This is a genomic window from Staphylococcus sp. Mo2-1, from assembly GCF_046721385.1.
Lineage (GTDB): Bacteria > Bacillota > Bacilli > Staphylococcales > Staphylococcaceae > Staphylococcus > Staphylococcus equorum_A.
Genome location: NZ_JBEUUK010000001.1, coordinates 2,303,265 through 2,325,061, shown reverse-complemented (window position 1 = coordinate 2,325,061; position 21,797 = coordinate 2,303,265). Strand labels below are relative to the sequence as shown.

Annotated in this window: 15 protein-coding genes and 3 pseudogenes; 13 read left to right on the top strand and 5 right to left on the bottom strand. The window is 33.6% G+C overall.

From position 1 onward, the window contains the following. Positions 1-174: 174 nt before the first annotated feature. Positions 175-1,170 (bottom strand): ribose utilization transcriptional repressor RbsR, encoded by a 996-nt coding sequence (gene rbsR, locus ABLV95_RS11760; protein ID WP_460875773.1) that lies wholly within the window; start codon positions 1,168-1,170, stop codon positions 175-177. A gap of 1,478 nt (positions 1,171-2,648) precedes the next feature. Between rbsR and ABLV95_RS11755 the strand changes: the two genes are divergently transcribed. The 5 genes and pseudogenes from ABLV95_RS11755 to ABLV95_RS11735 all read left to right on the top strand — a co-directional run bounded on the left by ABLV95_RS11755 (position 2,649) and on the right by ABLV95_RS11735 (position 9,083). Next, on the top strand, positions 2,649-3,761 hold the full coding sequence (locus ABLV95_RS11755) for a GntR family transcriptional regulator (protein WP_460872141.1): 1,113 nt from the start codon (positions 2,649-2,651) through the stop codon (positions 3,759-3,761). Positions 3,762-3,869: 108 nt separating this feature from the next. Then, a pseudogene (locus ABLV95_RS11750) lies at positions 3,870-5,470 on the top strand (xylulokinase). 1 nt (position 5,471) lies between these two features. Beyond that, a pseudogene (locus ABLV95_RS11745) lies at positions 5,472-6,165 on the top strand (L-ribulose-5-phosphate 4-epimerase). A 12-nt stretch (positions 6,166-6,177) separates the two neighbouring features. Continuing rightward, on the top strand, positions 6,178-7,599 hold the full coding sequence (araA, locus tag ABLV95_RS11740; RefSeq protein ID WP_427705932.1) for an L-arabinose isomerase: 1,422 nt from the start codon (positions 6,178-6,180) through the stop codon (positions 7,597-7,599). 72 nt (positions 7,600-7,671) lie between these two features. After that, positions 7,672-9,083, top strand: a pseudogene (locus ABLV95_RS11735) (sugar porter family MFS transporter). A 153-nt stretch (positions 9,084-9,236) separates the two neighbouring features. On the opposite strand, the gene ABLV95_RS11730 reads toward ABLV95_RS11735, so the two are convergent. Then, complete coding sequence (locus ABLV95_RS11730) at positions 9,237-9,368, bottom strand: beta-class phenol-soluble modulin (RefSeq protein WP_002506432.1); 132 nt, start codon at positions 9,366-9,368, stop codon at positions 9,237-9,239. Between the two features lie 244 nt (positions 9,369-9,612). Between ABLV95_RS11730 and ABLV95_RS11725 the strand changes: the two genes are divergently transcribed. The 8 genes from ABLV95_RS11725 to ABLV95_RS11690 all read left to right on the top strand — a co-directional run bounded on the left by ABLV95_RS11725 (position 9,613) and on the right by ABLV95_RS11690 (position 17,147). After that, on the top strand, positions 9,613-10,338 hold the full coding sequence (locus ABLV95_RS11725) for an ABC transporter ATP-binding protein (protein WP_427705934.1): 726 nt from the start codon (positions 9,613-9,615) through the stop codon (positions 10,336-10,338). Next, entirely contained in the window at positions 10,338-11,432 is a 1,095-nt protein-coding gene (locus ABLV95_RS11720) for an ABC transporter permease (RefSeq protein WP_427705936.1), read from the top strand. The genes ABLV95_RS11725 and ABLV95_RS11720 overlap by 1 nt, the downstream gene beginning before the upstream one ends. Before the next feature lie 197 nt (positions 11,433-11,629). Further along, on the top strand, positions 11,630-12,628 hold the full coding sequence (locus ABLV95_RS11715; protein ID WP_460875770.1) for a LacI family DNA-binding transcriptional regulator: 999 nt from the start codon (positions 11,630-11,632) through the stop codon (positions 12,626-12,628). 108 nt (positions 12,629-12,736) lie between these two features. Continuing rightward, positions 12,737-14,026 carry a histidinol dehydrogenase gene (hisD, locus tag ABLV95_RS11710; protein ID WP_427705941.1) on the top strand — a complete coding sequence of 430 codons (1,290 nt, stop codon included), beginning with the start codon at positions 12,737-12,739 and terminating at the stop codon, positions 14,024-14,026. Positions 14,027-14,059: 33 nt separating this feature from the next. Next, positions 14,060-15,373 (top strand): GntP family permease, encoded by a 1,314-nt coding sequence (locus ABLV95_RS11705; protein WP_427705943.1) that lies wholly within the window; start codon positions 14,060-14,062, stop codon positions 15,371-15,373. A 61-nt stretch (positions 15,374-15,434) separates the two neighbouring features. Then, on the top strand, positions 15,435-16,097 hold the full coding sequence (locus tag ABLV95_RS11700) for a 3-hydroxyacyl-CoA dehydrogenase family protein (RefSeq protein WP_460875768.1): 663 nt from the start codon (positions 15,435-15,437) through the stop codon (positions 16,095-16,097). Continuing rightward, a complete protein-coding gene (locus ABLV95_RS11695) occupies positions 16,078-16,371 on the top strand; it encodes a 3-hydroxyacyl-CoA dehydrogenase family protein (RefSeq protein ID WP_460872136.1) in 294 nt (97 codons plus the stop codon). Before ABLV95_RS11700 ends, ABLV95_RS11695 begins: the two co-directional genes overlap by 20 nt. Before the next feature lie 11 nt (positions 16,372-16,382). Further along, positions 16,383-17,147: an SDR family NAD(P)-dependent oxidoreductase gene (locus tag ABLV95_RS11690; protein WP_427705947.1), complete on the top strand. Its 765-nt coding sequence runs from the start codon at positions 16,383-16,385 to the stop codon at positions 17,145-17,147. Positions 17,148-17,380: 233 nt separating this feature from the next. Here the strand turns inward: ABLV95_RS11690 and xylE are convergent, their stop codons facing one another. The 3 genes from xylE to xylA all read right to left on the bottom strand — a co-directional run bounded on the left by xylE (position 17,381) and on the right by xylA (position 21,669). Next, positions 17,381-18,829, bottom strand: coding sequence for a D-xylose transporter XylE (gene xylE, locus ABLV95_RS11685; RefSeq protein WP_427705948.1), 1,449 nt, complete (start codon positions 18,827-18,829; stop codon positions 17,381-17,383). A gap of 20 nt (positions 18,830-18,849) precedes the next feature. Next, positions 18,850-20,208, bottom strand: a complete 1,359-nt coding sequence (gene xylB, locus ABLV95_RS11680; RefSeq protein WP_460875765.1) for a xylulokinase — start codon at positions 20,206-20,208, stop codon at positions 18,850-18,852. A 138-nt stretch (positions 20,209-20,346) separates the two neighbouring features. Continuing rightward, positions 20,347-21,669, bottom strand: a complete 1,323-nt coding sequence (xylA, locus tag ABLV95_RS11675) for a xylose isomerase (RefSeq protein WP_460872134.1) — start codon at positions 21,667-21,669, stop codon at positions 20,347-20,349. Between the last annotated feature and the right edge of the window lie 128 nt (positions 21,670-21,797).

Below are 21,797 nucleotides of genomic sequence, written 5' to 3'. Positions count from 1 at the left end.
TAAAACGATTTAGTAAAACGTTTTACTACGTCATAATAACACCAATTTCTATTTTTGTACACGCTTTCATTCATGCAAAAAAATATAAGACCTAAATGATAAACTGAAAATTGATTACTGCTAACTCGAATTAAGCATCAATGACATATCATTTGGTCTTATATTATGTGTGTTTTATTTTTTTAAATATTGCGTTGTTTCTCTAATAATTAACTCATTATGTAAAGCAACATTATGTAAAGTTGCATCATTTTGTTTTAGCTTATGCGTGATTAAAGCTAATGCTGACTCGCCTATTTCTTTAATTGGCTGTGCAACTGTTGTAAGGGCAGGAACAAGATACTTTGCAATGTCTATATCATCAAATCCAATTACTGAAATATCGTGTGGCACGCGAACCCCTTTATCAGCGAGACCACGCATAATACCAATAGCCATCTCATCATTCGTTGCAAAAATAGCACTGGATTTGGATTTTATAATCTCATCGATGACTGCAAATCCACCTTCTTTATTTAAAAGGGTTTCGATAATTATAGGCGATGGTATCTCATGCATTTCACAATATTTGATGAAACCATCTGTTCTTGCTTTCATATTACTCGTTAAATTATAAGGTTGAATGATTGAAATGTGCGTGTGGCCGTAATCAATAAGATGTGCGGCCGCAAGTTCACCACCATTGCGTTCATTTGTTTTTACGATATCCGTAAATCCATGGTCATCACTTTGATCTAGTACGATATATGGAATGTTATGATTTAATAAATATTGATTTAAACGAGACGGGTTTTTAATCATCTGCGCAATAATCAGACCATCCATGCCTCGTTCGACAAGATGCATAATACCTTCTTCGATTTTATCTTCCTTTGTGGTTAAGAAGAATAGATCGACATCATCTGGTTTATGATCATCCATAGTTTGCATCATCGTGGAAAAGAATGGATTAGTTAAATTTGGTAATAGCACACCGATTAATTTTGTATTGCTACCACGTAATTGTTGCGCATTTTTATTAGGGAAGTAGCCTAATCGCTCTTTAGCGACAATGACTTTGTTTACTGTTTCCTCTGAAAAACGGTTACTTTTTTTATTTAAAATTTGCGAGACCGTAGTCAAAGACACGTCTGCTGCTTTAGCTACATCTTTGATAGAAACTTTTTTCATCCAAGTTCACTCCTTATACAATCTATCCATTTAATATAATAAGTAATATTTTTATTAATTATAGCGTACCATGTACAAAGTAAAATGTATCAATTTCTTATTAATAAAATGAAAACGTTTTATATTTTGAGGTGAATTTTTCAAAAAGTGAAGAAAAGATAGGAGTGAAGCAGATCGTGTAGTAAAATATTTTTACAGACAAGTTGGAATAAAGGTGGCTAATCTCATTGAAAATGGGGTGATACCTATGGTTTTGGTCTCTACTCCAAGAAAGAATAGAATATGACTGATTATGAAATCATAATGGTTGTGTTAACAATCATTGGACTCATATTAGTTTGTAATAACCAAAAAAAATAACGTTCCAACTTTAGGCAGATAAATGTTGGGACGTTGTTTTCACTTTGTCTAGCGACCGTCTTTTTAACGGGTCTGTGAGGGAGGTATGTTAGCGCATATCTCCTTCTTAATTTTAATATAACAACGGTTAATTCATAAGTCAAAACATTTTATTATATTTTTAAAAGCTTACATAGAGACGTTTTAAGACTTCGTTAGAATAATTCATATAGGGATAGCTAAATTTTTCAAAAAGTGAAGAAAAGATAGGAGTGAAGCAGTTCATGTAGTAAAATATTTTTACAGACAAGTTGGAATAAAGGTGGCTAATCTCATAAAAAATGGGGTGATGCCTATGATTTTGGTCTCTCCTCCTAGAAAGGATAGAAGATGACTGATTATGAAATCTTAATGGTTATATTAACAATCATTGGACTCATATTAGTTTGTAATAGCCAAAAAAAATAACGTTCCAACTTTAGGCTAATAAGTGTTGGAACGTTGTTTTCAACTAAAAAGCCACCGTATTTTAACGGGTCTGTGAAGGAGGTATGTTAGCGCATATCTCCTTCTTAATTTTAATATAACAACGGTTAATTCATAAGTCAAAAGATTTTATTATATATTTTAATTCTCACATGGAGGGTTTTGTAGAGGGACCAGAGCCTTTAAAACACTATTTTATTTTTACTCATAAAAAGGGGATAAATGACTGATTATGAAATCTTAATGGTTGTGTTAACAATCATTGGACTCATATTAGTTTGTAATAGCCAAAAAAATAACCTTCCAACTTTGGACAAGTTAAGGTTATTTTAACCAAAAGCCACCGTCTTTTTAACGGGTCTGTGAGGGAGGTATGTTCACGCATATCTCCTTCTTAATTTTAATATAACAACAGTTAATTCATAAGTCAAAAGATTTTAGTGAGTGAGGTTTCAATGGTGTTACAGTAGTTTTTAAAGAGAGAATGTAGTATAAAATACGACGTTTAAATAAGTATGTAAATGCTTAAGATTATATGATGAATTTAGCGTTGAAATTCAATTTTTCTTAAAATTTGATTCATTGAATAAATATGACGTATGCTATAATATGCGGTATTAAGACAAATTGGTGAGACTAGGAGATTTTCGATTATGAATAAGCCAAAATATCAAATTGTAGCGGACGAAATTAAAGAAAAAATAATTAACAAAAGCTATCAAGTTGGAATGCTCTTACCTACAGAAAAGCAATTTCAGGATAGATATAATTTAAGTCGCTATACAATCAGACAAGCAATGGATTTATTAGTCAAAGAAGGATACATTAAAAAGAAAAAAGGTTCTGGATCATATGTGAGTTACAATTACTTAAATACAAATCAGAACAATGAAACTAAAAAAATAGGCGTAATCGTGACTTACTTATCGGATTATATTTTCCCGAGTATTATTCGAGGCATTGAGAATGTATTAAAAAAACATGGCTATTCTTTAATATTAGCAAGTACGAATAATAATCATGAGGAAGAACGTAAATGTTTAGAGATGATGCTGAATCAAGGTGTGACGGGACTTATTATAGAACCTACTAAGAGTAATGTCTATAACCCGAACTTGTCCTATTATTCATTATTCAAACAGCGAGATATTCCGATTTTAATGATTAATGCTAAGTATGATGAGTTGAATTTACCTTATATCGCAATCGATGATGTGAAATCTGGCTATTTAGCAACAAAATATTTAATAGATCAAGGACATGAAAATATTGCTTTAATCACAAAAATAGACGATAACCAAGGTAAATTAAGAATGAAGGGTTATTTTAATGCTTTTGAAAGTAATCATATTCTTTTTAAAGGTGAACATATTTATACATTCGATACCGAAAGTAAGCCACAAGTCATCGAACAAATTGTTCAGCATGTTTGTGATAAAAAGATTAATATCACTGGCTTAGTTTGTTATAACGATGAAATTGCTTACGAGATTATCCAAAGATTGAAACAGCGAAACGTGCAGATACCAAACGATTTATCTGTGGTTGGCGAAGATAACTCAGTACTAAGTAAATTGAGTGAGATGGATTTGACTACAACGTCACATCCCCAAGAATTACTTGGTAGAAAAGCAGCAGAATGGATGATTAACGCGATAGATACAGAAAAAAACCAAACGTCACAACTTATCGATACATATATTATCGAACGTAATTCTGTAAAAAAATATAAAAACAGGCTCAAATCAATCACGCTATTGGTTTGAGTCTTTTTATTCCTAGAAACATGTACGGACATAAAATAATAAATGTTGACATGTACGGACAAATATTATAAAGTATACTTGAAAACGGTTTCAATAGGAGTGTTGGAAATGGATGGTTTGAAGAAAGCATTAAGTAGTGAAGATATATCGATTGGTATTGAACTTGGTTCTACAAGAATTAAAACCGTAGCAATTGATCAGCATTTGAATACAGTAGCATCTGGACATTTTGAATGGGAAAACCAATTCGTAGATGGATATTGGACATATTCAATTAATGATATCTGGGTCGGTTTACAGAAAAGTTATAATGCAATGACAACAGAAATGAAAGAAAAACATAATTTAACATTAAAACAAGTGAAGTCGATTGGTATCAGCGGTATGATGCATGGTTATCTAGCGTTTGATCATAATGAAGATTTACTTGTACCATTTAGAACTTGGAGAAATGGTAATACAGCAAAGGCAGCTACGTTACTTAGCGAAGCGTTTCAATTTAATATTCCAGAACGTTGGAGTATTGCGCATGTATATCAAGCCATATTAGATAAAGAAGCCCATGTGAATCAAATTGAATATTTAACAACGTTAGCTGGATATGTACATTGGTACTTAACTGGTGAAAAGGTTGTCGGTATTGGCGAGGCTTCAGGCATGTTCCCAATAGATGTTAACAACAAAACGTATAGATCAGATTTATTAAATACAGCTAATGACTTATTTGAAAGTAAAGGATTTGCAAAGTCAGTAGAAACTATATTACCTGAAATTAAATTGGCAGGTGAAAATGGTGGTCGTCTTACAAGTGATGGTGCAACATTATTAGATCCTTCAGGAAATCTTGAAGCTGGTAGCGTGATGTGCCCTCCAGAAGGTGATGCTTGGTACTGGTATGGTAGCAACGAATACAGTAGCGCAGAATACAGGTAATATATCAGCCGGTACTAGTGCGTTTGCAATGGTTGTATTATCTGATGCATTAAAAGGTATGTACCCGGAAATTGATGTAGTAACAACGCCCGATGGTAGTGAAGTAGCAATGATTCACACCAATAACTGTACTTCTGATATTAATGATTGGATGAACATATTTGGCGAAGTATTAAGTGTCATGGGTGTTGATTTTTCATCAGATGAGTTGTACGGACAAATATTCGAGCGTTCATTGGAAAGTGATGACAACATTGGTGGCTTACTTTCATACAACTATGTTTCAGGCGAAAACATAACAGACGTAGAGACAGGTTATCCATTATTTGTACGTGAACCAAACTATAATTTCAATTTAGCTAATTTTATGAAAATGCATTTATATAGTGCATTCAGTACTTTGAAAATTGGAATGGATTTATTGAAAAATAATGAATCGATTAACATAGATAAATTAATAGCACATGGCGGTATTTTTAAAACGAAAGGTGTCGCACAGCAAGTATTATCATCAGCACTTGAAAATAAAATTACCGTAATGGATACGGCAAGTGAAGGTGGCGCTTGGGGTGTCAGTGTTTTAGCTTACTATAGCGCACAAGAATCTCAACAACCTTTAGCTACATTTTTAAATGAAGTTGTATTTTTAAACACAGAAGAAGTAACAGTGGAGCCAAGCAGAACAAGAAGTGATTAACTTTAATAACTATGTAGAAAAAGTTAAAAAAGGTTTACCTATAGAACAATCGATAGCTAAGTATTTAGGAGGCAAATAACATGTTAGAAGCGTTAAAAGCTGAAGTTTATAAAGCAAATTTAGAGTTGCCAAACCGAGGATTGATTAAATATACATGGGGTAACGTGAGTGCCTTTGATGCAGAATCACAATTATTTGTTATCAAGCCGAGTGGCGTAGATTACGATGTCATGAAACCAGAAGATATGGTGGTTTGTAATTTAGATTGTGAAGTGGTTGAAGGAGATTTAAAACCTTCTTCAGACATGCCAACGCATGCTGTCCTTTATAAAGAATTTGGTGATATTGGCAGTGTTGTACATACGCATTCACCATGGGCAACAACGTGGGCGCAATCAGGATTAAACGTGCAAGCTATGGGAACAACACATGCTGATACATTCTACGGCGAAATTCCGTGTGCTAGATTTTTAACGACTGAAGAAATCAATAAAGATTATGAGTATGAAACAGGCAATGTCATTGTTGAAACATTTAAAGAAAAAAATATTAACCCACATGAAGTACCTGCAGTATTATTGCATGGTCATGCACCATTTATTTGGGGGGAATTGCGAAAAAGCTGTGATGAACGCAGTAGTGTTAGAAGAAGTATGTAAGATGAATATCTTCACAAGACAATTAAATCCATTCGCAGAAACATTACCTAAAGCAGTACTTGATAAACACTTTGAAAGAAAACACGGCGCTAATGCCTATTACGGACAAAACTAAGGAGGAAATAAAATGGCTACAACAAAAAAATTCTGGTTTGTGATTGGATCACAAGAACTCTATGGTGATGATGCACTCGCACAAGTTAAACAAAATGCACAAAATATTACGGACGAATTAAACGCGCAAGCACAATTACCGTTTGAAATAGAATTACAAACGAAATTAGCAATTTCTGCAGATATTATTACAGATATTATGAAAGAAGCGAATTATCGTGATGATATTTTAGGCGTGATTACATGGATGCATACATTTTCACCAGCGAAAATGTGGATTAGAGGTACTAAATTATTACAAAAACCATTGTTACATTTAGCAACGCAATACAACAATGATATTTCATGGGAAAACATTGATATGGATTATATGAATTTACATCAATCAGCGCATGGAGATAGAGAGTACGGTTATATTAACCGCCGTCTTAATAAGAAAAATGAAATCATTTTTGGACATTGGAAAAATGAAAGTGTACAAAAACAATTAAGCGAATGGATGGTTGTAGCCAATGCTTATAATGAAAGCTTTAACTTAAAAGTTGCAAGATTTGGTGACAACATGCGTAATGTAGCTGTTACTGAAGGAGATAAAATCGAAGCACAAATCCAATACGGTTGGACTGTAGATTACTTTGGTATAGGTGATTTAGTAGAATATGTGAATCAAGTAACAGATTCTGAAGTAAATCAATTATTTAAATCATATGAAGATTTATATGACTTTGATTACAGAGAGTACAGTGAAGACGCATTTAATGCTTCTGTTAAAGAACAAATCAAATATGAAATTGCGATTAAACGCTTTTTAGATGACGGTGGATATACTGCTTTTACTTCTAACTTTGAAGATTTACATGGCATGAAACAATTACCAGGTTTAGCAGTACAAAGACTTAACGAACAAGGTTACGGCTTTGCAGGTGAAGGCGATTGGAAGACTGCTGCTTTAGACCGCTTACTTAAAATTGCTGCAGAAAATGAAGCAACAGGATTCATGGAAGATTATACGTACGACTTAAGAAGTCATCAATCACATATTCTAGGCGCACATATGTTGGAAGTTGATCCAACACTAGCAGATACGAAACCTAAAATCGTTGTAAATCCCCTAGGTATAGGTGGTAAAGAAGATCCAGCAAGATTAGTATTCGATGGAAAAGCAGGCGACGGCGTAGTTGTCACAATGATGGATCTTGGTACACACTTCAAGTTTATTGTGAATGAAATTACTGCTAAACAATTAGATGAACCTGCACCTAACTTACCAGTAGCTAGAGTGTTATGGGATGTTAAACCATCATTAGAACAAGGCGTGAAACGTTGGATTGAAGAAGGCGGCGGTCATCACACAGTACTGTCACTTAAATTGAATACATCGCAAATAGAAATATTATTAAACATGTTTGATTCAGAATATACATTAATAAATTAAATTACAGTAGATTTGTCGTTAATCAAATGACGTAATGTAAGGCATATTTTGTTTTAAAAAAGGGTGAATGGGATGAAAATAAACAGTAAAGTTTCGAATCGCTTTATCTATTTCTTCGGCGCTTTTGGTGGGATACTTTTTGGTTATGACATAGGTGTTATGACCGGAGCGTTACCATTTTTAAGAGAAGACTGGAATATTAATAGTGGATTTATAATTGGCTTAATTACTTCGTCAGTAATGCTAGGCGCAATATTTGGTGGTATTTTAGCAGGTAAATTATCTGATACGCTTGGTAGAAGGAAAATGATTTTAATTTCTGCAATCATTTTCGTAATTGGTTCTGTTTTGTCAGGTATCGCACCACATGATGGTAGTTATTTCTTAATTATATCAAGGGTAATTCTGGGGTTAGCAGTTGGTGCTCGCATCAGCATTAGTACCAGCTTACATGTCAGAAATGGCTCCTGCCAAGTACCGTGGCCAATTGTCTGGTATGAACCAAACAATGATTGTATCTGGGATGTTGTTATCATACATCGTAGACTATTTCTTAAGAGGTTTACCTGTTGAAATGGGTTGGAGATTAATGTTAGGAGCAGCGAGCAGTTCCGGCAATCATTTTATTCTGGGGCGTATTAAAATTACCAGAGTCTCCAAGATTTTTAATTAAAAATAATAAATTTAAAGAAGCTAAAATGGTTTTAAGCAACCTTAGAAATAACCAAAATGTAGATAAAGAATTTGAAGAAATAAACAAGACAATTCAAATAGAAAGTAAGAATAAAGTAAACCAATCATTAGCAACATTATTTAGTGGCAAATATAAATATTTAGTTATCGCCGGATTGGGTGTAGCTGCGTTCCAACAATTCCAAGGGGCAAATGCAATATTCTATTATATTCCATTAATTGTTGAACAAGCTACTGGTAGCTCAGCAAGTACAGCTTTAATGTGGCCAATTATTCAAGGTGTAATTTTAGTATTAGGATCATTACTCTTCATTTGGATAGCGGATAAATTTAACAGAAGAACATTGCTTATGTTAGGTGGTACTGTGATGGGATTATCCTTCATATTACCGGCAATCATCCATTTGTTCTTACCAAATGCGAATCCGATACTCATCGTGGTATTTTTAAGTATCTATGTAGCATTCTATTCATTTACATGGGCACCATTAACATGGGTGATCGTAGGAGAAATCTTCCCGTTAGCAATTAGAGGATTTGCTTCTGGTGTTGCATCTTCATTAAATTGGATTGGTTCTTTCTTAGTTGGATTACTATTCCCAATTATGACAGTGTATTTCCCTCAACAAATCGTATTTGCGATATTCGGCATTATTTGTATACTCGGCGTACTATTTGTGAAAAAATTCGTTCCAGAATCTAGAGGACGCACACTAGAAGAAATCGAAGCAATCGGTGCTACACATGCGTCAAACAATGAAAAAGCACAAGCACAAACTGAAAAAGTATAGTTAAAATATTACTTTGAGGCTGAGACATATACTTATGTCTCAGCCATTTTTTTATTTTCAAAAATTACAAATGTTTAGAAGTTAAATTTAAGACCTTCTCTAAAAATATCACACGTGATTTTAGAGAAGGTCCTGTTTGTGAGGAAAATGACTTTATTTTAAGAAACCTAAAACAAAGTCTACACCGCTAGCTAATGCACTTGCAATGCTTGTACCCATAGTTACCCAATCATGAGCGATACCTGCTTGGATGGCATTATTTAGTGCTTCTATGATTGCTGACATATAAAACACCCCTTTCCAAGTATTTAAAATTAAAACAAAGTTTTAATTTATCAACTACAATATAAAATATTTCACTGTTAATTTGTACGAAATTGCCTAACTAGAGGATTTTTATGCCTAAGTGTAATATTACTTATTTTATTGGATTTGTAAGAATTAGTATTTTTTAGTGCTAAATTGATTTTACAAATGAGAGGTATATACTCGTTTTATAAACAATAATATACATGGGAGAGGGAACTCTATGGCTGACCTTGTAGCAAAGTTAACAAACGCAGTAAAATATTATGATCAAAAGAAAGTCTTAGATGGCATTAATATAGAATTAATTGAGGGAGAAATTTTAGGATTGATTGGTCCTAGTGGTTCAGGAAAAACTACGACAATAAAATGTTTAATGGGTATGGAAAGTTTAGATGAAGGACAGGCTCAAATTTTCAATAAACAAATACCAAATCGTAAAGTACTGAATGAAGTAGGCTATATGGGGCAAAGTGATGCGTTATATGAGTCATTAACAGCTCGAGAAAATTTAGTGTTTTTCGGTAATTTGATGGGGTTAAAAGGTAAGAAATTAGAAGAAGCAATTGCTGAAAATACAAAAATAGTAAATTTAGAACCTGAATTAGGAAAGGTCGTTTCTCATTTTTCAGGTGGTATGAAACGTAGACTTTCTTTGGCTATAACACTGTTAGCTAATCCCAACCTTATTATTTTAGATGAGCCTACGGTTGGTATTGATCCTAAACTCAGAAAAGATGTTTGGAAGCAATTGAATGGTTTAGCAAATGAGGGTAAATCGGTGATTGTTACGACCCATGTTATGGGAGAGGCGGAACGTTGTGATTGTATAGGCTTAATTGTTGAAGGGAAACTATTTACGATTGGAACCCCTCAAGAATTAAAAGATAAATTTGACGCTGATTCTATAGAAGAAGTGTTTATAAAAGCAGAAGCGGAGGTGCAATAATGAGATTTAAGGCGATTTTTATCAGAGTTATTAAAGAATTATTACGAGATAAAAGAACGTTAGCTTTAATGTTATTTGCACCTATTTTGGTTTTAACACTGATGTATTTTATATTTGATACTAATAATAAAACAAATATAAAAATAGGTATGAATGCTTCAGTACCAGATGAAATTGTGAACGCTTTGCCCTCAGATAAAGTAGATATTGAAAAATATGATGCGTCTAGCTCAATTAAAGATACAATTGTGGATTCAGAGTTGGATGCATATATTGAACAAAAAGGGTCTAATCTAGAAGTCACTTATAAAAATGAAGATCCAAGTCTTACAGGGTCAACGAAACAATTGTTAGCGAGTGCAATCCAAAAGAATAAGATGCAAGATATGACTAAAATTGTTGAAAAGATACCGGACAATATGAAACAAAGCAATGGACAAGAGACAGAGGCATTGAGCATAGATAGTCACTATCTTTATGGTGATGCTGACAGTACATTTTTTGATAAAATATTTCCAATTCTCATTGGTTTCTTTGTCTTTTTCTTTGTATTTTTAGTTTCTGGTATAGCACTTTTAAGAGAACGTACGAGAGGGACTTTAGAACGTGTACTTGCAACGTCTGTTAAAAGAAGTGAAATTGTCTTTGGTTATTTAGCAGGTTATGGTTTGTTTGCGGTATTACAAACATTAATTATTGTATTTTATTCCATATACTTACTGAAAGTTGAGGTTGTAGGAAGTATATGGTGGGTATTATTAATTAATATACTTATTGCATTATCTGCTTTAGCTATAGGTTTGTTTGTTTCAACTTTTGCAAATTCAGAATTTCAAATGGTTCAATTTATACCGTTAGTTGTTATACCTCAAGTCTTTTTCTCTGGTCTTATCCCTTTAGATAGCATTGCTAATTGGGTTAGTGCTATTGGCTATGTATTTCCGTTAAGATATGCCGGTGATGCGCTGACTAATGTAATGATTAAGGGACAGGGATTTGAATTTATTTGGTTCGATATTGTTATACTGTTGCTATTTATTTTGATATTTACAATACTAAATATTATTGGACTTAAACGTTACAGAAAAGTATAAAGAATGATATTGAAATTTTATACACATTAAGATAAAAATCTAAAAACACTTTCGTGTAAATTCATATGTTATGGATGCTTACGGAAGTGTTTTTACTATTAAAATAGTGCAACATTTGAAATTCTTATTCTATAATGTAATATAAAGAGTTATAAAATATAGTGTGCTACATACAAATATGAAGACGTATAGATGAGGTGGTAAAGTTGAAAAAGAAGAATGTTTCAGCAGAATTGGTAGCTAAAAAAGCGAATGTATCACAATCTACAGTTTCCAGAGTTTTTACACCTGGTAAAAGTGTGTCAGAAGAAACAAAACAAAAAGTGTTAAAAGTTGCCAATGAATTAAATTATAAACCGAATGCTTTAGCTAGAGGTTTAATCACTAACAAATCTAAACTCATTGGTTTAGCTATGAAAAATAAACAGAACCCATTCTATCATGAAGTTTTAGCATTATTTACACAAAAGCTGAAACAATTTGGCTATTCTGTACTATTTGTATATACAGAAAATGAAGAAATTCAACAAGAAGAAATTAACCAATTTATTGAGTTTAATGTTGAAGCAATTATTATCACGGATGCAGTTTTATCGTCAGATTTGGTGAAAAAGTTAAAAAGCTCAAATATTCCAGTCATGTTATTTAATAGATATGATGAAACTTTAAATTGTAATTCAGTTTCAAGTGATAATATTTTTGCGACAAGATCGGTAGCCGAATATTTTTATAATCAAGGATACAAGCACAACTTGTACGTGTCAGGTCAACATAACACCTCTACAAATAGAGATAGATTATATGGCTTTAGGCAGTATTTTAGTGAAAAAAAACAAGATATAGATGTGGTTGAGGGAGATTTCACCTTTGAGACAGCGTATAAAGCTACATTGAAATATCTAAAGGATGGCAACAGACCTCGAGGTATATTTGGCGCAAATGATATTACAGCACTCGGTGTATTAGAGGCAGTGAAGAAAATGAATATTGAGGTACCTAATGAAATTGAAGTGATAGGATTCGATGATATACGAATGGCTTCATGGCCCAATCATCAGTTGTCTACTTGGTCACAGCCACTGAATGAGATGATCGATGAAACAATTGAAATCCTATTAAAAGATAACTTAGATGAGATAGAACAAAGGAAGTTAAAAGGGAAGTTTAAATTCAGAAAAACAACGAAAACAATTTGACATTTGAAAGCGCTTACTATAACATAAAGTGAAATATTTGCATACGTATGCAAAGTTCTTTTTTTGTGTTTAATTGCATGCGCACGCACTGGGAGAGGGGATTTTTAAATGTCTTACAAACTAAAAAATGGTAAAAGCCAAGAAGAAATAAAACAATCTGATGAGAAGGTTAGTCAAATTGTAAGTGATACGATTAAAACGATTGAAGCTGAAGGGGATAAAGCTTTACGCGATTTGTCAGTGAAATTTGATAACTGGAGTCCAGAAAGTTTTAAATTAAGTGACGAAGAAATTGAAAGTATTGTTAATGATATTCCACAACAAGTTAAAGATGATATCGCATTCGCGCAAAATAACATTCAAAGATTTGCTGAAGCTCAAAAAGCTTCCTTACAAGACTTCGAAACAGAAAATTCACCTGGTGTCATACTTGGTCAAAAGAATATACCGGTTGATAGTGTAGGATGTTATATTCCAGGTGGTAGATACCCGATGATTGCTTCTTCGCATATGAGTATTTTAACTGCCAAAGTTGCTGGGGTGAAACGTGTTATCGCTTGTACACCGCCAATAGATGGTAAAATTCCCGAAACAACTGTATACGCAATGTACAAAGCAGGTGCCGATGAAATTTATATTCTCGGTGGTATTCAAGCCATGGGTGGTATGGCGATAGGTACAGAAACGATAGATTCTGTAGACATGATTGTTGGGCCAGGTAATGCTTTTGTGGCAGAAACGAAACGCCAACTATTTGGCAGAGTTGGTATCGATTTACTCGCGGGACCTACAGAAACATTAGTAATCGCAGATGAAACATCAGAACCTGAAATGATTGCTACAGATATACTGGGTCAAGGGGAACATGGGCCCACATCTCCAGGTGCGATTATTTCTACTTCTGAAGCAATTGCTGAAGCAGCTTTAAAAGAGATAGAAAGACAATTACAAACGTTATCAACAGCTGATATTGCAAGTGAATCTTGGAAAAATTATGGGCAAGTGATTATTGTAAAAGATGAAGCAGAAGCTGTAATAGAAGCGAATAAACTCGCTTTTGAACATGTTGAAGTATTAACTAAAGAACCAGACTACTTTTTAAATCATTTAACAAATTATGGCGCGCTATTCCTGGGTCCAGAAACAAACGTAGCTTATGGCGATAAAGTCATTGGTACGAATCACACACTACCTACTAAAAAAGCAGCACGTTATACAGGGGGCTTATGGGTAGGTAAATTTATTAAAACAGTGACTTATCAACGTATCACATCTGAAGAACAAAGTGCGGCTATGGGTGAGTATGCGGCGAGACTATGTGGTTATGAGAATTTTGCGGGACACGCAGAACAAGCATTATTACGTGTAAGAAAGTATGGAGATAAAGGAAATAAATAAAACCGTTTATGTTCTAAAGGGGGACATACTTATATGTTAGGTGTTATAGGATTAGTTGGTGGGTTAGTTATTTTAACTATTCTAGTAATGAGAGGCGTAAATCTATTAATCGCAGCGCCTTTATCTGCGTTGTTTGTTGGCGTTTTAAATGGTTTACCTTTATTTTCTCAACTTGCTACAGGTAAGGAAATGGATTTTGTTACAAGTTATATGGATGGGTTTTCTGGTTTTGTGACATCTTGGTATTTAATGTTTTTAACTGGAGCAATTTTTGGAAAAGTCATGGAAGACAGTGGTGCGGCAGAAAGTGTATCACATTGGATTATTAAAAAAATAGGCATGAAAAGAGCCGTTTTAGCAATTGTACTAGCCTGTGGTGTCTTGACTTATGGCGGGGTTAGTCTATTTGTAGTCGCATTCGCCGTTTATCCGATGGCTGTAAATTTATTTAAGGAATCTGATTTTCCAAGAAGATTTATTCCGGCTACTTTAGCTTTAGGTTCCACTACATTTACAATGACTTCAGCTGGGTCTCCAGAAATACAAAACTGGATACCGATACCGTACTTACATACAAGTCCATATGCAGGATGGACTGTTAGTATCATCACTGCATTGTTTATGTTAGTTGCAGGTTATCTATGGTTGATGCATATGATTAAAAAAGCAAAACGAAAAGGTGAATATTTTATTAGTAGAACTGGGGATCAAATGGAAGATAGGAATAAACTACCTAATCCATTTTTAAGTATGATTCCGTTATTTATTGTGTTGTTAGTATCATTTTTCTTACATGATGCATTAGAGCAATCCGCACTCATAGTCGCTTTAACGAGTGGTATCATCGCAACGTGGTTATTGAATAAAAGTTATTTTAAAGATTTTTGGAAAGCAGTCGGAAATGGTACTGAAGGTGCATTGATTGCGTTAGGTAATACGTCAGCAGTTGTAGGTTTTGGAGGCGTCGCTAAAGTGACACCAGCTTTTAATGACGCTATTGATTATGTTACGAACTTGCCAGGTTCTCCATTAATTACAGGTGCATTTGCGGTAATGGTTATCGCTGGTTTAACCGGTTCGTCATCTGGTGGACAATCAATTGCCTTACCTATCTTAGCACCACACTATTTAGATATGGGTGTAAATGCTGATGCGATGCATAGGACAATTTCGATGTCTTCAGGCACGTTAGATTCATTGCCACATGGTGGATATACCGTAACGACGATTCGTTCTATTGCGGGTGAAACACATAAAGATGCATACGGGGCGTTTGGAGCTATGACAGTCGTTGTTCCACTCGTAGCAGTGATTATCGCAATCGGTCTATTTATGTTAGGTCTATAAAATACTTGGAAATTTACTGCGATAAATAAATTGAAATAGTTTAGCCAAAAGGGGTGTAATGATGGAGAATATTGCTGTATTAGGTAGTGGAACGATGGGACATTCAATCGCTCTATCTGTTGCTTGGGCAAATTATAAAGTTAAAGTTTACAGTATCAACTTGGAAGATTTAAAAAGAGCTGAAACAGAAATTGATAAAAAGGTACTGCTATTATATAAAAATGATTTAATTAGTGACGTTCAAATGCAAAATATCAAAAATAATATTACCTTAGACACAGATATTGAAGCGGTAGTGGAAGACACTACATTTATCATAGAGGCTGTGCCAGAAGATTTAACTATTAAAAGTGAACTATATGAAAAATTAAATACTTTATTAGATGAAAAAACCATATTAGCTAGCAATACATCTGGTTTTACATTACAACAATTAACTAAAAATTATAAATTTCCCAATCATTTTATCATCACACATTTTTGGAATCCCGCACATTTAGTTCCATTAGTAGAAATTGTGAAAAATGAAGACACAGATATTGAAACTGTTGCACGTACTGAAAATGTAATTAATGCTATAGGCAAAAAGCCGATATTAATACAAAAAGAAATATCAGGATTTATCGGTAATAGATTACAGTATGCGCTTTTTAGAGAAGCACAATCATTACTTGATCAAGGTGTAGCGTCTAAGGAAGATATTGATGCTTGCAGTAACTTATAGTGTAGGTAGAAGATACCCTGTCGTTGGTCCACTCATGACAGCGGATTTAGGAGGATTGGATGTTTTTAGTGCTATATCTGATTATTTATTTGAAGATTTAAGTACTGAAAAAGCATCTGGTAAAACTTTGAATAAACATGTTGGTGAAGGCAACCTTGGATATAAAACGGGGAAAGGGTTTTATGATTGGGGTGCAAGCGAGTCTCAAGAAATTATTGATAAGCGTGACGAAGTATTGATGTATTTTTTGAAGAAAGATCAAGAAAATAAATAGGATGATTTATAGTGCAAAAAAACTTTAATGATTTAGAAGGTAAGAATGTTATTGTAACTGGTGGCAACCGAGGTATTGGTCAAGAAATTGCAATCGATTTCGCTCAGCTAGGTGCAAATGTAATCGTTATAGCTAGAGATAAAGATTCATTAGATAAAACCTTAGATATACTGAATGAATCTAGTGGGCAACATTCGGTTTATGCGTTGGATATGACACAAATTGATCAACTTTCAAAAGTAATAGACGATATTGTTTCAAAATATGGAAAAATTGATGTACTTGTGAATAATGCTGGAATAAATATAAGTAAACCTGCATTTGAAATTGAGGAAAATGATTGGGAAAACGTATTAGATATTAATTTAAAATCATTGTTTTTTATCTCTAAGTTTGTTGGAAAATACATGGCACAAGAACAGCGTGGAAAAATTGTGAATATGGCATCACAAGTTGGTTTTGTTGGTTATTTTGATAGAGCGCCATATGCTTCAAGCAAAGGTGGCGTGATTCAACTAACAAAAGCACTTGCTGTTGAGTGGGCACAATACAATATCAACGTTAACGCAATTGCTCCAACATTTGTAGAAACAGAATTAACAGAGAAGATGTTCAAGAATGAAGCGTTTAAAGAAGACGTATTGGATCGTATCTTATTTCATAAAATGCCAAAACCTACAGATATTTCAGGCGCAGTCATATATTTAAGTTCACAACTATCAAATTTTGTTACAGGTGAAACGATTAAAATAGACGGCGGTTGGACAGCGATTTAGTTATCTTTTATCATAAATAGACTTCTATAATAAACCATTATTATGTTAAATAAAGTAACACAAAATACATTCAGTAACTTTTCATAGAAAAACACTTTCGCGTAAATTCATTTAAATGAATCTAGCGAAAGTGTTTTTTAATTAATTTTTACGATTTAGGTTAGTTCGTATAAATATATGATTGTTTTTTAAGTTTAAATCTGGTGGAAATATCTTCACATTAACTTCGAATTTTAATGTGCTGAGTTATTACTTTGAACTTCTTCTGCATGATTAGAAACTTGTTTATCTTTATCTTTAATCCAAACTTTTTCTAATTCTTCTAGTGTTTTACCTTTTGTTTCTGGAATGAATTTCCATACGAACAGGCCAGCTAGAATACTCATCAGTGCGTAAAATCCGTAAGTCATTGTACCGCTAATTTCCATCATAGATGGGTAAGTAGAAGTGATTGTAAAGTTTGCTAACCATTGTACTGCGACAGCTATTGCCATTGCGCCACTTCTAATTCTGTTAGGGAATATTTCTGATAATAGCACCCAGATAATTGGACCCCAACTCATCATAAATGATGCAGTATATATAACTAAGAATATTAAAGTTGTAATGCCAAACGCGCCATTAGCAGCGAGTGCACTCATTCCGATCATTCCAACTGCCATGCCAGTAGAGCCGATAATTAATAAAGGCTTACGACCAAATTTATCGACATATAATATAGCGATAACGGTGAAGATTACGTTTACTAATCCCATCACAACAGTTTGTATCATTGAGGTATTCTCACCTGCACCTAAATTTTCAAAAATACGAGGTGCATAATATAAAGCCACGTTGATACCGATGAATTGTTGGAAGATAGATAATAGAATACCGATAATAATCACAGTTTTACCAAAACTAAATAATGGTGCTTTTACATCTGTTAATTTATTTTTAGTTGATAAGATATCGTTTAAAACGTTTTGTGCATGATTCTTAGAAGAGTATATTCTATTTAATACTGTAAGTGCTTCAGTATTTCTATTATTTAAAGATAAATACCTTGGTGTTTCAGGTACTAAAAATAATAAAAAGAAAAATGCAATTGCCGGAATTGCTTCAGTCATAAACATGTAACGCCATCCGATTAGTTCAATCCAACTTTGAGATTGACCAAAAGTAATACCGTAGTTCACAAAATAAACGACTAACATACCAAATATAATAGCGAATTGGTTCCATGAAACAAGTCTTCCTCTTATAGAAGAAGGGGCAATTTCACTAATATACATTGGAGATATTGCAGAGGCTAATCCTACACCAATACCACCGATGACACGATATAGATTAAATGTTATCAGTAAACCAAGACTAGATTCACCCGGTTCAAAAAATAAAAACTCAGGATAGCCTGATAAAAGTGCAGAAACTATAAATAAAATAGCCGCTACTTGTAATGATTTTTTACGACCGAGCCGACTTGAGAAAATTGAAGATAACAAGCCACCAATAATACAGCCGATTAAGGCACTAGAAACTGTAATACCATGGACAAAGCTACCGTAATCTTTAGTTAAATATTTCTGGAGGGATTGTTCAGCCCCAGAAATAACTGCAGTGTCATAGCCGAATAACAACCCGCCAAGCGTTGCGATTAAAGCTATTTTAAAGATAAACTTCTTATTATTATAAGTTGACATATATCCATCCCCTTGATAAATCACTTAAATTTACTTAGTTTTTGAGTTACTGGTTGTGTAGCGTCATAGATTGTTTTATAAATATCAAATAAGTTGTGGTATGATTTACTATTTTCTTCAATAGGAGATACTTTTTGATTATATGTAATCCATGATTGACTCATTTCATTGAAAGTATCAAACCACGATTCACCCATGGCGGCTAACATCGCCGCACCATAAGCTGGACCTTGTTCTTCAGTTCTTGTGGTAATTGCCGCATCGAAAACATCTGCTTGGATTTGGAGCCACTCATGATTTTTTGCGCCGCCCCCGATAGAAACAATTTCCTTAATGTTAATACCGTTGTTTTTCATAATTTGAATGCTTTCATTTATAGAATATGTGATACCTTCGATAACAGAACGTTTCATATCGAGTTGTGTGGTATTCGCATCCAAGCCGATAAAGCTGCCTCTAACTGCCGCGTCATTATGTGGTGTACGTTCACCGAGTAAATAAGGTGTGTACATTAATCCATTAGATCCAACCTCAGAATCAGAAATCGCTTTTAAGAATGCACTAAAATCTTCATCAGGGTCTAGTAGTTGTTTTAACCATTCCAGACTATAACCAGCGGATAAAGTTACCCCCATAATGTATTTTTGGTCAGGTACACAGTGATTAAAGTAATGCACATTGCCATCATTTTCATAGTCAGCATTATTTTCAATAGATAGTGCGACGCCAGAAGTACCAATACTTACCAATTGTTTTTGTTCATCTGTGATACCAGAGCCTAAAGCGCCACATGCGTTATCTGCGCCCCCTTGATAGACATTGATATCCCAATCGATATTTAAAGATTTTTTCACATCTTCAGTTAATTGACCACTTTTTTGATGAGAAGCAATGATATCTGGACAAATAGATGCGTCAATATCTAAACTATTTAGTAGTTCAGTAGACCAATTTTCTTCTTTCAAGCTAAACATAATTGTACCTGCCGCGTCTGAAGGTTCTGTAAAAATGTTGCCAGTTAATTTATAAACGATATAATCTTTTGGCAACATAAATTTATGGATTTTGTTGTAATTATCAATTTCATTATTTTTCAGCCACATTAGTTTAGGTAATGTAAATCCTTCTAACACAGTGTTTTGTGTGAATTTCAGTAGTGCGTCGAGACCTAATTTATTTTTGATTTCCTCAACTTCATTAGAAGTACGTGTATCATTCCATAAAATGGCAGGTCTAATGATTGCACCAGCTTGATCAATAACCACTAGGCCATGCATTTGACCTGAAAAACTAATACCAGTGATTTCTTTTTGTGCATATTTGTTTAATAAATGTTTTAAACTCTCAATTGTTGCGTCATACCAGATATCTGGATTCATTTCGCTGTATCCAGATTTAGGATGCTGACGTATGATAAGAGACGCTGTATGAATCTACAACGTCTCCATTTTTATTAACAACAATAGACTTTAAGGAACTTGTACCAATATCTATACCGATTACATAAGTCATTTTTATCAGTCTCCATTATTAATGTTTAAAATATATTGATTCATTTGAGCTTTAATTACTTCTAAACGATCAGAAGTGTTATCAATCTCATTAATGTTGAAAGCATATTCCTCTAATTCTTTAAATGAAGTATTACCTTCAACTATTTTTTTACCAATACCTTCAGCAAAAGATTTATATTTTTCATCTACAATGTTTTCAAAGAAATTATCTTCAATCATTTTGTGTGCTACTTTTAAACCAAGTGCAAATGTATCCATACCGGCGATATGCGTTAAAACTAAATCTTCTTGTTTGAATGAAGTTCTTCTTGGTTTAGCATCAAAGTTTAAACCACCTGGATTTAATCCACCATTTTTTAAGATTTCGTACATTGCTAATGTTGTATCGTAGACGTCAGTAGGGAATTCGTCTGTGTCCCAACCTAATAGTGGGTGACCTTGGTTTGCATCTACTGAACCTAATAAATCATTATCACGTGCATATCTTAATTCATGTTGGAAAGTGTGCCCGACTAATGTTGCGTGGTTTGCTTCAATATTGAATTTGAATGTTTTATCTAAGTCATATTTTTGTAAGAAAGCATGTGAAGTCGCAACATCAGTATCATATTGGTGTGTTGTAGGTTCTTTTGGCTTAGGTTCAATTAAGAATTGTCCTGTATAACCAATTTCTTCTGCATAGCTTTTAGCCAATTTTAAGAAATTAGCTAAGTTGTCTAACTCTAATTTCATGTCTGTGTTTAATAAACTTTCATAACCTTCACGTCCGCCCCAGAAAACAAAGTTTTCAGCGCCTAACTTTTTAGCGATTTCTAATGATTTCTTAACTTTTGCAGCGGCATATGCGAAAACTTCAGCGTTAGAAGAAGTTGTCGCACCATGTACAAAACGTTCGTGTGTAAAGTTGTTTGTCGTATTCCAAAGTAATTTTTTACCAGTTTGATCCATTTTTTCTTTAATAAGGTCTACAATGATATCTAAATTTTCATTAGATTCTTTTAATGTTGCACCTTCTGGAGCGATATCTATATCGTGGAAACAGAAATAATCAATACGTGTTTTTTCCATAAATTCGAAAATCGCATCAACTCTTGCTTTAGCTTTGTCCATGTCGTTTAAGTTATCCCAATCACGTTCAGCCGTACCAACGCCGAATGGGTCAGATAAGTCAGCTGTAAATGTATGCCAATAAGCCACACCAAATCTTAGGTGTTCTGCCATTGTTTTGTCGCCTACTTTTTCTTCGGGATTATAATATTTAAAACTAAAAACATTATTTGATTTAGGTCCTTCGTAATTTACTTTATCAATATTGAAATATGTCATGATAATCCTCCTATAACTAGTTGGTTAGTTTATTAAACAAACTAACTTTAGAGATAATATAGCACGGAAAATTATTTTTGTAAACGCTTTCTAAAATATTTCAAAAAATAACCCTTCTACAAAAATGT

Excerpts from the sequence above, each read along its gene's own strand:
- ABLV95_RS11730 (WP_002506432.1), bottom strand. The coding sequence starts at position 9,368 with ATGTCAGCAATCATAGAAGCACTAAATAATGCCATCCAAGCAGGTATC.
- ABLV95_RS11725 (WP_427705934.1), top strand. The coding sequence starts at position 9,613 with ATGGCTGACCTTGTAGCAAAGTTAACAAACGCAGTAAAATATTATGAT.
- xylB (WP_460875765.1), bottom strand. The coding sequence starts at position 20,208 with ATGAATCCAGATATCTGGTATGACGCAACAATTGAGAGTTTAAAACAT.
- ABLV95_RS11720 (WP_427705936.1), top strand. The coding sequence starts at position 10,338 with ATGAGATTTAAGGCGATTTTTATCAGAGTTATTAAAGAATTATTACGA.
- ABLV95_RS11700 (WP_460875768.1), top strand. The coding sequence starts at position 15,435 with ATGGAGAATATTGCTGTATTAGGTAGTGGAACGATGGGACATTCAATC.
- araA (WP_427705932.1), top strand. The coding sequence starts at position 6,178 with ATGGCTACAACAAAAAAATTCTGGTTTGTGATTGGATCACAAGAACTC.
- ABLV95_RS11695 (WP_460872136.1), top strand. The coding sequence starts at position 16,078 with ATGCTTGCAGTAACTTATAGTGTAGGTAGAAGATACCCTGTCGTTGGT.
- hisD (WP_427705941.1), top strand. The coding sequence starts at position 12,737 with ATGTCTTACAAACTAAAAAATGGTAAAAGCCAAGAAGAAATAAAACAA.
- ABLV95_RS11755 (WP_460872141.1), top strand. The coding sequence starts at position 2,649 with ATGAATAAGCCAAAATATCAAATTGTAGCGGACGAAATTAAAGAAAAA.
- xylA (WP_460872134.1), bottom strand. The coding sequence starts at position 21,669 with ATGACATATTTCAATATTGATAAAGTAAATTACGAAGGACCTAAATCA.
- rbsR (WP_460875773.1), bottom strand. The coding sequence starts at position 1,170 with ATGAAAAAAGTTTCTATCAAAGATGTAGCTAAAGCAGCAGACGTGTCT.
- xylE (WP_427705948.1), bottom strand. The coding sequence starts at position 18,829 with ATGTCAACTTATAATAATAAGAAGTTTATCTTTAAAATAGCTTTAATC.
- ABLV95_RS11705 (WP_427705943.1), top strand. The coding sequence starts at position 14,060 with ATGTTAGGTGTTATAGGATTAGTTGGTGGGTTAGTTATTTTAACTATT.